The sequence below is a fragment of the Pseudomonas nitroreducens TX1 genome, assembly GCF_000313755.1.
In the GTDB taxonomy this organism is placed as follows: Bacteria; Pseudomonadota; Gammaproteobacteria; order Pseudomonadales; family Pseudomonadaceae; genus Pseudomonas; species Pseudomonas nitroreducens_A.
Map to the genome: position 1 here is coordinate 38,696 of NZ_AMZB01000100.1, position 13,570 is coordinate 52,265.

At 64.5% G+C, this 13,570-nt stretch carries 14 protein-coding genes and 1 other RNA gene; 4 read left to right on the forward strand and 11 right to left on the reverse strand.

The features are described 5' to 3' along the window. Positions 1-7 precede the first annotated feature (7 nt). The 9 genes from mraY to rsmI all read right to left on the reverse strand — a co-directional run bounded on the left by mraY (position 8) and on the right by rsmI (position 8,907). On the reverse strand, positions 8-1,090 hold the full coding sequence (gene mraY, locus C167_RS0109835; protein ID WP_017518103.1) for a phospho-N-acetylmuramoyl-pentapeptide-transferase: 1,083 nt from the start codon (positions 1,088-1,090) through the stop codon (positions 8-10). Then, positions 1,091-2,455 (reverse strand): UDP-N-acetylmuramoyl-tripeptide--D-alanyl-D-alanine ligase, encoded by a 1,365-nt coding sequence (locus tag C167_RS0109840; protein ID WP_017518104.1) that lies wholly within the window; start codon positions 2,453-2,455, stop codon positions 1,091-1,093. It abuts the gene before it with no gap. After that, positions 2,448-3,911, reverse strand: coding sequence for a UDP-N-acetylmuramoyl-L-alanyl-D-glutamate--2,6-diaminopimelate ligase (locus C167_RS0109845; RefSeq protein ID WP_017518105.1), 1,464 nt, complete (start codon positions 3,909-3,911; stop codon positions 2,448-2,450). Before C167_RS0109845 ends, C167_RS0109840 begins: the two co-directional genes overlap by 8 nt. Continuing rightward, positions 3,911-5,662 carry a peptidoglycan D,D-transpeptidase FtsI family protein gene (locus C167_RS0109850; protein ID WP_017518106.1) on the reverse strand — a complete coding sequence of 584 codons (1,752 nt, stop codon included), beginning with the start codon at positions 5,660-5,662 and terminating at the stop codon, positions 3,911-3,913. The genes C167_RS0109845 and C167_RS0109850 overlap by 1 nt, the downstream gene beginning before the upstream one ends. Beyond that, the gene (gene ftsL / locus C167_RS0109855) at positions 5,659-5,952 is read right to left on the reverse strand and encodes a cell division protein FtsL (RefSeq protein ID WP_017518107.1); all 294 of its coding nucleotides are present in this window, start codon (positions 5,950-5,952) and stop codon (positions 5,659-5,661) included. Before ftsL ends, C167_RS0109850 begins: the two co-directional genes overlap by 4 nt. Then, on the reverse strand, positions 5,949-6,890 hold the full coding sequence (gene rsmH / locus C167_RS0109860; RefSeq protein ID WP_026078935.1) for a 16S rRNA (cytosine(1402)-N(4))-methyltransferase RsmH: 942 nt from the start codon (positions 6,888-6,890) through the stop codon (positions 5,949-5,951). Before rsmH ends, ftsL begins: the two co-directional genes overlap by 4 nt. 8 nt (positions 6,891-6,898) lie before the next feature. After that, positions 6,899-7,354, reverse strand: coding sequence for a division/cell wall cluster transcriptional repressor MraZ (mraZ, locus tag C167_RS0109865; RefSeq protein ID WP_026078936.1), 456 nt, complete (start codon positions 7,352-7,354; stop codon positions 6,899-6,901). Between the two features lie 307 nt (positions 7,355-7,661). Continuing rightward, positions 7,662-8,018, reverse strand: an RNA gene (rnpB, locus tag C167_RS33255) — RNase P RNA component class A. 40 nt (positions 8,019-8,058) lie between these two features. Beyond that, the gene (gene rsmI, locus C167_RS0109870) at positions 8,059-8,907 is read right to left on the reverse strand and encodes a 16S rRNA (cytidine(1402)-2'-O)-methyltransferase (protein WP_026078937.1); all 849 of its coding nucleotides are present in this window, start codon (positions 8,905-8,907) and stop codon (positions 8,059-8,061) included. Positions 8,908-9,033: 126 nt separating this feature from the next. Between rsmI and C167_RS0109875 the strand changes: the two genes are divergently transcribed. Genes C167_RS0109875 through C167_RS0109890 form a run of 4 tightly spaced genes read left to right on the forward strand, consistent with a single transcriptional unit; the run spans position 9,034 to position 12,419 of the window. Then, a complete protein-coding gene (locus C167_RS0109875) occupies positions 9,034-10,848 on the forward strand; it encodes a penicillin-binding protein activator (protein ID WP_017518111.1) in 1,815 nt (604 codons plus the stop codon). Then, positions 10,845-11,222, forward strand: coding sequence for a YraN family protein (locus tag C167_RS0109880; protein ID WP_017518112.1), 378 nt, complete (start codon positions 10,845-10,847; stop codon positions 11,220-11,222). Before C167_RS0109875 ends, C167_RS0109880 begins: the two co-directional genes overlap by 4 nt. A 28-nt stretch (positions 11,223-11,250) precedes the next feature. After that, the gene (locus tag C167_RS0109885; protein WP_017518113.1) at positions 11,251-11,844 is read left to right on the forward strand and encodes a phosphoheptose isomerase; all 594 of its coding nucleotides are present in this window, start codon (positions 11,251-11,253) and stop codon (positions 11,842-11,844) included. Then, positions 11,841-12,419 (forward strand): BON domain-containing protein, encoded by a 579-nt coding sequence (locus C167_RS0109890; RefSeq protein ID WP_017518114.1) that lies wholly within the window; start codon positions 11,841-11,843, stop codon positions 12,417-12,419. The genes C167_RS0109885 and C167_RS0109890 overlap by 4 nt, the downstream gene beginning before the upstream one ends. A 49-nt stretch (positions 12,420-12,468) precedes the next feature. On the opposite strand, the gene C167_RS0109895 is transcribed toward C167_RS0109890, so the two are convergent. Then, positions 12,469-12,873, reverse strand: coding sequence for a ClpXP protease specificity-enhancing factor (locus C167_RS0109895; protein ID WP_017518115.1), 405 nt, complete (start codon positions 12,871-12,873; stop codon positions 12,469-12,471). An 11-nt stretch (positions 12,874-12,884) separates the two neighbouring features. After that, positions 12,885-13,502, reverse strand: coding sequence for a glutathione S-transferase N-terminal domain-containing protein (locus C167_RS0109900; RefSeq protein WP_017518116.1), 618 nt, complete (start codon positions 13,500-13,502; stop codon positions 12,885-12,887). Between the last annotated feature and the right edge of the window lie 68 nt (positions 13,503-13,570).

A 13,570-nucleotide genomic window follows, 5' to 3' on the forward strand; every position in this document is an offset into this window, starting at 1 on the left:
TCAGTCCTCAACGCAGTTTCAACGTAGCCAGGCCGATCAGCACGAGAATCACCGTGATGATCCAGAAGCGCACGATCACGCGCGGCTCCGGCCAGCCCTTGAGTTCGAAGTGGTGGTGGATCGGCGCCATGCGGAACACCCGCTTGCCGGTCAGCTTGAAGGAGGCGACCTGGATCACCACCGACAGGGTTTCCATGACGAACACGCCGCCCATGATGAACAGCACGATCTCCTGGCGGACGATCACCGCGATGGTGCCCAGCGCGGCGCCCAGTGCCAGCGCACCGACGTCACCCATGAAGACCTGCGCCGGATAGGTGTTGAACCAGAGGAAGCCCAGGCCCGCGCCGACGATGGCACCGCAGAAGATGATCAACTCGCCCGCCCCCGGAACGCTCGGGATGAACAGGTATTCGGCGAATTTGATGTTGCCCGACAGGTAGCAGAAGATCCCCAGCGCGCCACCGACCATCACGGTGGGCATGATGGCCAGGCCGTCGAGACCGTCGGTCAGGTTCACTGCGTTGCTCGAGCCGACGATCACGAAGTAGGTCAGCACCACGAAGAAGATGCCCAGGGGGATCTCCACGTTCTTCAGCATCGGCACGATCAGGGTAGTCTCGACCGGCGTCTCGGCAGTCATATAAAGGAAGACCGCAGCGCCCAGGCCGAACACCGATTGCCAGAAGTACTTCCAGCGGCTCGGCAGGCCGCGGGAATTCTTCTCGATCACCTTGCGGTAGTCGTCCACCCAGCCGATGGCGCCGAACAGCAGGGTCACGGCGAGCACGACCCACACGTAGCGGTTCGACCAGTCGGACCACAGCAGGGTACTGATGGCGATGGCGGTGAGGATCAGCGCGCCGCCCATGGTCGGCGTGCCTTTCTTGGACAGGTGCGATTGCGGGCCGTCGTTGCGCACGGCCTGGCCGATCTGGCGGATCTGCAGGGTGCGGATCATCCACGGGCCCAGCCAGAGCGACAGGGCGAGCGCGGTCAATACGCTCAGGATGCCGCGCAGGGTCAGGTACTGGAAGACGCCGAAGCCCTTGTAGAACTGTTGCAGGTACTCGGCGAGCAGCAGCAGCATTTAGTGACTCTCCTCGGAGGAACCACAGAGCGCCGCGACGACTTTGTCCATCGCCGCGCTGCGGGAACCCTTGATCAGAATGGTGGTTGTCGAAGCTTCGTCGGCCAGGGCACTGATCAGGCTGGCCTGATCGGCGAAGTGCCGGCCCGCGGAACCGAACGCCTGCACGGCGTGGCTCATCAACGGTCCGACGGCATAGAGCGCGGTGACTTTGCCAATGGCATAGGTTCCCACTTCGCGGTGGGAAGACTCCGCCCAGGCACCCAGCTCGCCCATGTCCCCGAGGACCAGGACGGTCCGGCCGGAAAAGCCGGCGAGTATATCAATCGCCGCGCAGATTGAAGCCGGATTGGCGTTGTAGCTGTCGTCGATCACCCGCATGCCATTCGTCGCCAACTGAGCTACGGCGCGTCCCTTGACCGGCTGCAGGTTCTGCAGGCCGGAAACGATCCCGACCAGCGGCACGCCCAGGGCGTGTGCGGCGGCGGCGGCGGCCAGCGCATTCGCGACGTTGTGCTCGCCCAGAAGATTCAGCTGAACGGCTGCCTCGCCAGCCGGCCCCTGCAGGGTGAAACACGGGCAACCGCGGGCATCGCGCTTCACATCACCGGCGCGGAAATCGGCGCGCGCATCGTGCAGGCCGAAGCTGGAAACACGGCGACCGGAAGCGCGGGCCTGCCAGATATCGAAGGCCTTGTCGTCGCGGTTGAGGATGGCCACGCCGTCGGCGGCCAGCCCCTCGAGAATCTCGCCCTTGGCCAGGACAATCTTGTCCTGCCCGCCGAACTCGCCGACATGGGCGGTACCGGCGTTGGTGATGATGGCGACCTGTGGGCGGGTCAGCGCGACGGTGTAGGCGATCTCGCCCACACGGTTGGCGCCCAGTTCGATGACTGCGCTTTTGTGCTCCGGGGCCAGCTGCAGCAGGGTCAGCGGCGCACCCAGATCGTTGTTCAGGTTGCCGCGGGTCGCCAGGACTTCGCCCTGGGTCCGCAGGATGCTGGCGAGCATCTCCTTCACGGTGGTCTTGCCGCTGGAGCCGGTCACTGCGGCAACGCGGCCGGTGAAGGCGGCACGGTTCAACGCTCCGAGCTGGCCCAGCGCGATGCGGGTATCTTTCACCACCAGCTGCGGCAGCGGCGCGCCAGCGACTTCACGTTCCACCAGAGCCGCGACCGCGCCCTTGGCAGCGGCGTCGGTCAGGTAGTCGTGGCCGTCGAAACGCGGGCCGGTCAGGGCAATGAACAGCTGGCCGGGCGCGATGGCACGGCTGTCGGTGCTCACGGCGTCGAAACTGACGTCCTCGCCGACCACACGGCCTTGCAGCGCAGCAGCGACTTCGTTGAGCGAAAGGGGCTTAAGCACGCTTCACCTCCCAGGCAGCCAGCGCCTTGGCGGCTTGTTCCAGATCGGAGAAGGGATGGCGAACACCATCGATCTCCTGGTAATCCTCATGCCCCTTGCCGGCCAGCAGCACGACGTCGTCCCTACCGGCAGAGGCGATCAGTCGGGCGATGGCCTCACCGCGACCGGGAACGAACTCGACCGCGTCAGGCCTGGCGAAACCGGCCCGGATGTCGGCGATGATCGCCTCGCTCTTCTCGGTGCGCGGGTTGTCGTCGGTGACCAGCACGCGGTCGGCATGCTGTTCGGCGATCTGCGCCATGATCGGGCGCTTGCCGCTGTCACGGTCGCCGCCGCAGCCGAACAGGCACAGCAGTTGGCCATGCACGTGAGGACGCAAGGCGAGCAGCACTTTTTCCAGCGCGTCCGGGGTGTGGGCGTAATCCACGACCACCAGCGGCTTCTCACCGCCGCCCAGGCGCTGCATGCGGCCGATCGGACCTTCCAGTTGCGGCAGCACCTTGAGTACGTCGCCCAGCGGGTAGTCCAGGCCGAGCAGCGCGCCAACCACGGCGAGCAGGTTGCTCAGGTTGAATTTGCCCAGCAGCGAGCTGCGCAACAGGCCTTCACCCTGTGGGGTAACGATCTGCGCTTGTACGCCGGCGTCGCTGAAGGTGGCTTCGCGGCAATAGATGTACGCCGACGGGTCGAGCAGGCTGTAACCCATCAGGCGGGATTCGTGGGGCTCGTCGGCCAGCTGGCGACCGAAATCGTCGTCCAGGTTGATCACCCGGCAACGCAGCCCCTGCCAGGCGAACAGCTTGGCTTTGGCCGCGCCGTAGGCTTGCATCGAGCCGTGATAGTCCAGGTGGTCACGGGACAGGTTGGTGAATACCGCCACGTCGAAGCCCAGCGCCGCGACGCGGCCCTGCTCGAGGCCGTGGGAAGACACTTCCATCGCCACGGCCTTGGCACCGGCCTGCTTCAGGCGTGCGAGGGTCGCCTGCACGGCGAGCGGGTCAGGCGTGGTGTGGCGACCGCTTTCCAGCGCACCATAGAAACCGGTGCCGAGGGTGCCGACGATGCCGCAGCGCTCGCCGAGCAGGTCAAGGGCCTGGGCGACCAATTGGCTGACGCTGGTCTTGCCATTGGTGCCGGTCACGCCGACCAGCTCGACGCCTCGGCTTGGCTCGCCATAGAAGCGTCCGGCGATAGCGGACAGCTGCTTGGCGAGGCCCTTGATGGCGATCATCGGCACATCGCTGGGCGGCAGGTCGACAGCGCCTTCCGCTTCATAAGCGACGGCGGCGGCGCCCTGGGCGAGCGCGGCAGCGATGTGCGCGCGGCCATCCTGGCGACCTCCCGGCACGGCGAGGAACAGGTCGCCGGGCTTGACGGTGCGACTGTCCAGGGTGAGTTCACGGATCAGTTCGCCGCTTTCGGCCTGTGGCAGCAGTTGATTCAGGCTCATCGGCATCAGCCACGCCCTCCTTTGGCAGCGGGCGCAGCATCGGCTTGTTGCTGCGGAGTCGCCGTCGGCAGGTTATCCGGCGGCACGTTCATCAGGCGCAGCGTGCCGGACATCACCTTGCTGAACACCGGCGCGGAGACCAGGCCACCGAAGTAACCGGCCTTGCTGGGCTCATCAATGACCACGACAGCGACATAACGGGGATTGCTCATCGGCGCGAAGCCGGCGAACAGGGAGCGATAGGAGTTCTCGGCATAGCCCTTGGCGCCGGTCGCGGTCTTGCGCGCGGTACCGGACTTGCCCGCCACGTGATACCCCGGAACCTGGGCGCGGTATACCCCGTTCGGCGCTTCGATCACCTGCTGCAGCATGCCCTGCATGGTCTTGGCGACCGACTCGGGGATGACCTGCGTGGCGTCCGGCTGGCGATCGGCACGGACCATGGTCAGCGGCACGCTGCGGCCGTTGTTGGCCAGCGCTGCATAGGCATGAGCCAGCTGGATGGCGGTGACGGACAGGCCGTAGCCGTAGGACAGCGTGGCGGTCTCCGCCTTGCGCCATTCCCGGTAATTCGGCAGGTTGCCGACACGCTCGCCGGGGAAACCCAGGCCGGTGTCCTGGCCGAGACCGACCTTCTGCATCAGGCTGTAGATGGCCTCGCCGCCGATATCGAAGGCAACCTTGCTCATGCCCACGTTACTGGAGCGGATCAGGATGCCGGTCAGGTCCAGCACCGGACCTTCGGTGCGGGATACGTCGCGAATGGTATAGCGGCCGATCTGCAGGGTGCCGGGGTAGACCTCGACCTTGTCGGTGGGCTTCCAGCGGCCGGTTTCCAGCGCCGCGCTCATGGAGAACGGCTTCATGGTCGAGCCCGGCTCGAACACGTCGATCATGGCGCGGTTGCGCATCATCGCCGGCTGCAGGTTGCGGCGGTTGTTCGGGTTGTAGGTCGGCTGATTGGCCATCGCCAGCACTTCGCCGGTCTTCACGTCGAGGATCACCAGGCTGCCGGCCTTCGCGCCGTTCTCCACCAGCGCATTACGCAGCTCACGGTTGGCGAGGTACTGCAGGCGCAGGTCGATGGACAGGGCCAGGGTCTTGCCGGCCTTGGCGTTGCGGGTGACCTGCACGTCGCGGATCAGGTGACCGCGGCGATCCTTGAGCACCTGACGCTTGCCCGGCACGCCGGCCAGCCAGCTGTCGAAGGCCAGCTCCACGCCTTCACGGCCGCGGTCGTCGACGTCGGTAAAGCCCACCACCTGCGCGGCGACTTCGCCGGACGGGTAGAAGCGGCGAAACTCCTCGACGGAATAGACGCCGGGGATGCGATGGGTCTTCACCTGGGCCATCACGGCCTCGCCCTGCTCCGGGGTCAGCCCCCGAACCAGGTAGATGAATTCCTTGTCGGCGTTCGCTTCCAGGCGCTCGGACAGCGCCGCCTTGGGCTGACCCAGGGCATCGGCGAGGAAGCCCCACTTCTCGCGTTCGAGCACCAGCTCCTTCGGGTTGGCCCAAAGGGTGGCGACCGGGGTACTGACAGCCAGCGGCTCGCCGTTGCGGTCGGTGATCAGGCCACGGTGCGCGGGAATGGTGATATGCCGCACGCTGCGGGCATCGCCCTGCCCCTTGAGGAAATCGTGATCGATGACATGCAGGTCGACGATCCGCCAGGCAATCGCCGCCACCATCGCCAGCAGCAGGGCGATGACGACGCGGAAGCGCCAGGGATAACGAGCGCCGGCCAGGTCTTTCATGGCGCCACCATGATGATTTCGGTCGGGTCGGGCACGCGCATCTTCAACTGGTCGGTCGCCAGGGCCTCGATGCGGCTGTGGGCCGTCCAGGTGCTCTGTTCGAGAATCAGACGACCGTATTCGGCCTGCGCCTTGTCACGCACGTTGAGCTCGGTGTACAGCGAGTTGAGCAACTGGCGGTTCCAGTAGGCACTGTAGGAGACCGAAATGGCCGACAGCAGCACGCCAATGAACAGCAACAGCATGAAGAAGCTGCCGGCAGGCAGGCGCTTGGAGAAGAGCCGGCTCATCTGAGCTTCTCCGCGATGCGCATGACCGCGCTGCGCGAGCGCGGGTTGGCCTTGAGCTCGGCTTCGGAGGCGTAGACCGGCTTGCCGATCAGCTTCATACGCGGCTCGAAGGGTTTGACCTGGATCGGCAGATTGCGCGGCAGGTTGTCCGCCTCGCCCTTGACTTGCTTGCGCATGAATTGTTTGACGATGCGGTCTTCCAGCGAGTGGAAGCTGATCACCACGAGACGGCCGCCCACGGCCAGACCTTCCAGCGCGGCCTCAAGGCCACGCTCCAGATCACCCAGCTCGTTGTTGATGAAGATGCGCAGCCCCTGGAAAGCCCGGGTAGCCGGGTTCTTGCCCTTCTCCCAGGCCGGGTTGGCCTCGGTGATCACGGCGGCCAGATCGGCGGTACGTTCGAAGGGCGCTTCCGCCCGGCGCTGCACGATGGCGCGGGCCATGCGCTTTGCAAAACGCTCCTCGCCGTAATCCTTGAACACACGGGCGATCTCGTCTTCCGCAGCGGTGGCGATCCATTGCGCGGCGCTGACGCCTTGGTCCGGGTTCATGCGCATGTCCAACGGACCGTCATTGAGGAAGCTGAAGCCTCGCTCGGGATCATCCAACTGCGGCGAGGACACGCCCAGGTCCAGCAGAACGCCGTTCACGCTGCCTTGCAGACCGCGCACGGAGAACTCCTCACCCATCTCGGCGAAGGACCTTTGCACAATGACGAAGCGGCCGTCTTCGGCCGCCAGTGTTTTTCCCGTCGCAATCGCCTGGGGATCCTTGTCGAACCCGAGCAGCTGACCGCCCGGGCCGAGCCTGCCGAGCAAGGCCCGGCTGTGCCCTCCCCTTCCGAAGGTTCCGTCCACATAGCGGCCGCCCTCCAGGGGGGCCAGCGCTTCGACGGCCTCCTCGAGCAGAACGGTGATGTGTTGGAAGGTACTGGTCACAGGCAGGCTCACAGAATAAGGTCGCGCAATTCGTCCGGCAGACCGCCGGGTTCTTTGATGGCTGCGAGGTCGGCCTCGGCAAGCGCATTCCACTTGTCTTCGTCCCACAACTGGAACTTGTTCAGCTGGCCGACCAGCATCGCTTTCTTGTCCAGGCCGGCGTACTCGCGCAGGCGCGGCGGAACGAGAAAACGCCCGGCGCTATCGAGCTCCAGGTCAACGGCATTACCAATCAGCAAACGCTGCAGGCGCCGCGTTTCCTCGCGCAGCGAGGGCAATTCGCGCAGCTTGGCTTCGATGAGTTCCCATTCAGGGAGGGGGTAAACGGTGAGGCAGGTGTCGACGGCATCGATGGTGACGATGAGCTGGCCATTGCAACGCGAAACGAGCTCGTCACGATACCGACTCGGCATCGCGAGGCGCCCTTTGGCGTCAAGACTTACGGCGTTAGCTCCGCGAAACACGTCAGCGCTTCCCCTGTGGTTGGCTATCCATGCCTGTTGATCCCACTTTTACCCACTTCGTACCACTTCCGCACACTATAGAAATCCGCGCTCCCCACCGTCAAGGTAAGCCAGAGGGGAAAAATCCTTACAGGACCGAGATTTAGCGTGCTTTTGCGAGGTGGAGGGAGGGAATTTGACGCGCCAGAAAAGAGAAAAGCCCAGTGTTTTCAAAACACTGGGCTTTCATACTTAAAGTGATTTCTTAAGTTCGCCACTTCTTCCGGTCAGCGACAAATGGTCATGTGGGAAGAAGTGGAGGAAAAGTGGTGAGAGTCGATCTGTAAGCCGGGTTCTGTCGAGGACAGCCATTCCTCTGGGACATACATCACTGCATGCCTCAAGCGATCTACCCGAACCCAACGCGGGCCGCGCCAATGGGTTCCTATTTGATCTTGCTCCGAGTGGGGTTTACCTAGCCACGAACTGTTGCCAGCCGTGCGGTGCGCTCTTACCGCACCTTTTCACCCTTACCGGCGCTTGCGCGCTTAGGCGGTTATTTTCTGTGGCACTTTCCGTAGACTCGCGCCTCCCAGGCGTTACCTGGCACTCTGCCCTGTGGAGCCCGGACTTTCCTCCATCCCGTGGTGGAACACCACGAAACAGCGACTGTCCAATCGACTCTCAGCTCGCAAGGTTAGCGGCTGACGACGCCCAGGACAAGCTCAAGTCTTGCCCTGGCGCTCCAGCGCGATCTGATAGAGCTGGTTCTTGCGGGCCCCGGTGATCTCCGCGGCGAGCGCTGCGGCGCGCTTGACCGGCAGCTCCGCCAGCAGCAGATCGAGCACCCGCAGCGTTTGCGCATCCACCGCCTCATCACCCTCGGGCGCCGGCTTGCCCGCCACCAACAGCACGCACTCGCCGCGCTGCTGGTTGCTATCGGCCGCCACGAATTCGCGCAACGCTCCCAGCGGCAACCCCTTGAGGGTTTCGAACGTCTTGGTCAATTCACGCGCCAGCAAAGCGGGCCGTTCGTCGCCGAAGATCGCCGCCATGTCCTCGATGCATTCCAGCACGCGGTGCGGCGCCTCATAGAAGATCAGCGTGCGCGGCTCATCCAGCAACGCCTCAAGGCGACCGCGCCGCCCAGCCGCCTTGGCCGGGAGGAAGCCCTCGAAAACGAAGCGATCCGACGGCAGCCCCGCCGCAGACAGCGCCGCGATCAGCGCACAGGCCCCCGGCACGGGCACCACCGGGACACCCGCCGCGCGCGCCTGGCGCACGAGATGGTAACCGGGGTCGGAAATCAGTGGCGTCCCCGCATCGGAGATCAGCGCAACGTCTTCGCCAGCCAGAAGCTTGATCAGAAAACGCCCACCCTGCTCTCGCTCATTGTGCTCATGGCACGCCGCCAGCGGCGTCTGGATGCCGAAATGCTGCAGCAGACGCACCGAGTGCCGAGTGTCTTCGGCGGCGATAAGCGACACATCGGCCAGCACCTTGAGCGCCCGAGCACTGATGTCGTCCAGGTTTCCGATGGGAGTAGCCACTACATACAGAGTGCCAAGGGTCACGCGCCAACCTCGCCGGAAGTATCTGAAAAAGCCGCATTGTATCCCGATTCCGCCACCCGCCATCGCTTCACCCTCGTCGCTTGGGTACAATCGGCAGCTCTTTGAATGCGTCACGAGAAGCCCGATATGATCGCTCGCCTGCGCCCGCTACCCGCTCTGTTCCTGGCCGGCATGCTCGCCGCCTGTGCGTCCTCCCCGTCGTCCAATCTCGGCGAACTGCCGCGCACGCCGGACGCCAGCATCGAACAGTTGCTGCAGCAGGCCTCCACCGCCAAGCCGGATGAAGCAGCCGTCCTGCGCCTCTCCGCCGCCGATCTGGCCTACAAGCAGAAAGATATCGGGCGCTCCACGCAGATCCTCGATCAAATCCCGATGGACAGCCTGAAGCCCGCCCAGCAGGTCTTCGCCAGCACCCTCCGCGCCCAGTTGGAACTGGCTCGCAACAAGGCGAAGGCGGCCCTGAAGGCGTTCGACAACCCCAGTTTCCAGCGCCTGGGCGAAATGCCAGTGGACCTCCAGGCTCGCGCCGGCATGGTCAAGTCGCTGGCCCTGGCTGCCGACGGCCAGGCCCTGAGCGCGGCCCGCGAGCGGGTGTTCATCGACCCACTGCTCAATGCCGAGGCCAGCAAGGCCAACCACGAGGAAATCTGGAAACTGGTTTCCAGCCTGCCCCTGGATCAGATGCAGGCCAGCAGCAATGAAGGCGACTTGAACGGCTGGCTGGAACTGGCGCGCATCACCAAGTCCTCCTCGAGCCTGAAGGAACAGCAGTCGAATATCGACAACTGGGTCGCGCAGAACCCGGATCACCCGGCCGCCAAGCAACTGCCGGATGCCCTGACCAAACTGAAATCCCTGGCCGCCCAGCCACTGAACAAGATCGGCTTGCTGCTGCCGCAACAAGGCCAGCTCGCCTCCGTCGCCCGCGCCCTGCAGGACGGCTTCCTGGCCGCCCACTACCAAGCACAGCAGAGCGGCCAGGCGCAGCCAGCGATCAAGCTCTACGACAGCACCCAGTTGCGCTCGCTGGATGAGTTCTATCGCCAGGCCCAGGCCGACGGCGTGCAACTGGTCGTAGGCCCGCTGGAGAAGAACCTGGTCAAGCAGATGAGCAGCCAGCCACAACTGCCGATCACCACCCTGGCCCTGAACTACGCCGACGGCAACCAGGAAGCTCCGGCCCAGCTGTTCCAGTTCGGCCTGTCTGCCGAGGATGAAGCACGCGAAGTCGCCAACCGCGCCTGGAGCGATGGCATGCGCCGCGCCGTGGCACTGGTGCCGCGCGGCGAGTGGGGCGACCGCGTACTCGCCTCCTTTACCCGCAACTGGCAAGCCGCCGGCGGCACCCTGATCGCCGCCGAACATGTCGACCAGCCGGTAGAACTGGCCCGCCAGATCGCCGACCTGCTGCAACTGCGCCAGAGCGAAGGCCGCGCCAAGCGCCTGCAGGGCGTGCTCGACAGCAGTGTCGACACCCAGCCCTCGCGTCGCCAGGACATCGACTTCATCTTCCTCGCCGCCACCCCGCAGCAGGCCCGCCAGATCAAGCCGACCCTGGCCTTCCAGTACGCCGGCGACCTGCCGGTCTACGCCACTTCCAACCTGTACACCGGCGTGAACAACCCGGCGCAGGACCAGGACCTGAACGGTATTCGCTTCTGCGAAACCCCGTGGCTACTGAACCCGAACAATGCCTTGCGCCAGCAGGTCAGCGCCCAATGGCCGGCCGCCAACGGCAGCCTTGGCCGCCTGTACGCCATGGGCGCCGACGCCTACCAACTGGCCCCGCGCCTGCCGGAACTCAAGGCCGTGCCGAGCATGCAGGTGGACGGCCTGACCGGCACCCTGAGCGTCAGCGCCGGCCAACGCGTAGAACGCCGCCTGCCCTGGGCCGAGTTCAAGAATGGCCAGGTCCAACCGCTGGAGAACAGCGGTATTTGATCGGCAGCAGCCCTACCCAGAAGGCCGGGCGACAGGCCGAAGCCGCCGCCCTGGCCCACCTGGAACAGCATGGATTGCGCCTCCTGGCGCAGAACTGGACGTGCCGCCGAGGCGAGCTCGATCTGGTCATGCTGGACGGCGATACAGTAGTATTCGTCGAAGTTCGCTCCCGCCGGCACTCCGCCTGGGGAGGAGCACTGGAAAGCGTGGACTGGCGCAAGCGTGAGCGCCTGACGATCTCCGCCGAACTCTTCCTGCAACAGAACGCCCGCTGGAACAACCATCCCTGCCGGTTCGACATCGTCGCTATCGATGCTCGCACCCCAGGCTCCGCAGGGCGTTTGAATTGGATTCCCAACGCTTTTGACACCTGATCAGACGCCCGACGAAAGGTCACACCTGATGGACATGCAATCCCGTATCCGCCAGCTCTTCCATGCCAGCATCGAGACCAAGCAACAGGCCACCGAGGTGCTCATCCCGCATATCGAGCAGGCCAGCATGGTCATGGTCAATGCCCTGCTGAACGAGGGCAAGATCCTCTCCTGCGGCAACGGCGGCTCGGCCGGCGATGCGCAGCACTTCTCCTCAGAATTGCTGAACCGCTTCGAGCGCGAGCGCCCGAGCCTGCCGGCAGTAGCCCTGACCACCGACAGCTCCACCATCACCTCGATCGCCAACGACTACAGCTACAACGAAGTCTTCTCCAAGCAGATCCGCGCCCTCGGCCAACCGGGCGACGTACTTCTGGCGATTTCCACCAGCGGCAACTCGGCGAACGTCATTCAGGCGATCCAGGCCGCACATGATCGTGAAATGGTTGTCGTAGCTCTGACCGGCCGCGACGGCGGCAACATGGCATCGTTGCTGCTGCCCGAAGACGTGGAGATCCGCGTCCCGGCCAAGGTCACCGCACGCATTCAGGAAGTCCACCTGCTGGTCATCCATTGCCTGTGCGACCTCATCGACCGTCAACTGTTCGGGAGTGAAGAATGACCCGTACCCCTCTGATCGCAGCCGCATTGGCCGTGACCATGGCACTGGGTGGCTGCAGCAGCTTCGTCAGCGCCACCCGCGACAAGCCGATCGACGATGACAAGGGCACCCGCACCCTTGGCAGCAAGATCGACGACTCGCTGATCGAAACCAAGGTGGCGGTCAACGTCGCCAAGGCCGATCCGGACCTCGACCGCAATTCCCACATCGTGGTGATCAGCTACAACGGCGTGGTACTGCTGGCCGGCCAGACCCCACGTGCCGACCTGAAGAACAAGGCCGAGCAGGCCGCCAAGGAAGTGCAGAAGGTCAAGACCGTGCACAACGAGCTGCAGATCCTGCAGCCCTCCTCCCTGGCCGCGCGCAGCAACGACACCTGGCTGACCACCAAGATCAAGAGCCAGATGCTTGCTGACGCCAACGTGCCTTCCACGCGCATCAAGGTCCTGACCGAGAACGGTATCGTCTACATGCTTGGGCTGGTTACCCGCAAGGAAGGCGATCTGGCCACCCAGGTGGTCCAGGGCGTGGACGGCGTGCAGAAGATTGTCCGCCTGTTCGAGTACATCGACTGACCACTCAACGGCGAGCATGAAAAAGGCGGCCCTCGGGCCGCCTTTTTTATTACTTCACCACCTTGAGGCTCGGTCGGCCACTGGGGCGCGGCGGCTCGTCGGAGGGGCCGTCATCCGGCAGATCCTCGTCATCGGTGGGTACCGGCGGCTCCAGATCGAAGACCATGCCCTGACCGTTCTCCCGCGCGTAAATGGCCATGACGGCCTGTGACGGAATGTACAGGCCCTGTGCAACGCCACCGAAACGGCCCTCGAAACTGACCGCCTCGTTGTCCATTTGCAGATGGCGCACCGCCGTCGGCGAGACGTTGAGCACGATCTGGCCATCGCTGGCATAACCCGGCGGCACCCGCACGCCCGGGTACTCGGAGTTCACCAGGATATGCGGCGTGCAGCCGTTGTCGACGATCCACTCATAGAGGGCTCGCACGAGGTAGGGACGACTGGAGTTCATCATCAGGCTCCTTAGCGCATATCACGTTCGATAGAGGACAGGCTCGCACGGAAAGTTTCCCGTGCAAACTGTCGCTCCATGTAATCCAGCAGAGGCTTCGCCGGCCGCGGCAGCTCGATACCCAGGATCGGCAGGCGCCAGAGGATCGGCAGAAGGCAGCAATCCACCAGGCTCAGCTCGTCACTGAGGAAGAACGCCTTGTCGGCGAACAGCGGCGACACTCCGGTCAGGCTCTCACGCAACTCCTTGCGCGCCAAGGCTCGTTCAGCCTCCTTGCGGCGGGTATCGAGGATACGATCTACCAGACTGCACCAGTCGCGCTGAATGCGGTGCATCAGCAGGCGGCTGTTGGCGCGAGCCACCGGATAGACCGGAAGCAGCGGCGGATGTGGATAACGCTCATCAAGGTACTCCATGACCACCGTCGATTCGTAGAGCGCGAGATCGCGATCCACCAGGGTCGGCAGGCTGCCATAGGGGTTCACTTCGGCGAGTTTGGCCGGGATGCTGCCGGCGGGGACGTCGATGATATCGGCGACGACGCTCTTCTCGGCCAGTACCAGGCGCACGCGATGGCTGTAATGGCAGGAAGGGTCGGAGAAGCAGGTGAGCTTATTGATTGCGGCCATGCCGCGCGCCTCCTCGCAGGATCTTCTTGTGGGAGGTAGAAAAACGCACGCGCGCCCCGTAGGGCGCG

Excerpts from the sequence above, each read along its gene's own strand:
- C167_RS0109845 (WP_017518105.1), bottom strand. The coding sequence starts at position 3,911 with ATGCCGATGAGCCTGAATCAACTGCTGCCACAGGCCGAAAGCGGCGAA.
- C167_RS0109875 (WP_017518111.1), top strand. The coding sequence starts at position 9,034 with ATGATCGCTCGCCTGCGCCCGCTACCCGCTCTGTTCCTGGCCGGCATG.
- C167_RS0109900 (WP_017518116.1), bottom strand. The coding sequence starts at position 13,502 with ATGGCCGCAATCAATAAGCTCACCTGCTTCTCCGACCCTTCCTGCCAT.
- C167_RS0109895 (WP_017518115.1), bottom strand. The coding sequence starts at position 12,873 with ATGAACTCCAGTCGTCCCTACCTCGTGCGAGCCCTCTATGAGTGGATC.
- C167_RS0109885 (WP_017518113.1), top strand. The coding sequence starts at position 11,251 with ATGGACATGCAATCCCGTATCCGCCAGCTCTTCCATGCCAGCATCGAG.
- mraY (WP_017518103.1), bottom strand. The coding sequence starts at position 1,090 with ATGCTGCTGCTGCTCGCCGAGTACCTGCAACAGTTCTACAAGGGCTTC.
- ftsL (WP_017518107.1), bottom strand. The coding sequence starts at position 5,952 with ATGAGCCGGCTCTTCTCCAAGCGCCTGCCTGCCGGCAGCTTCTTCATG.
- C167_RS0109890 (WP_017518114.1), top strand. The coding sequence starts at position 11,841 with ATGACCCGTACCCCTCTGATCGCAGCCGCATTGGCCGTGACCATGGCA.
- C167_RS0109850 (WP_017518106.1), bottom strand. The coding sequence starts at position 5,662 with ATGAAAGACCTGGCCGGCGCTCGTTATCCCTGGCGCTTCCGCGTCGTC.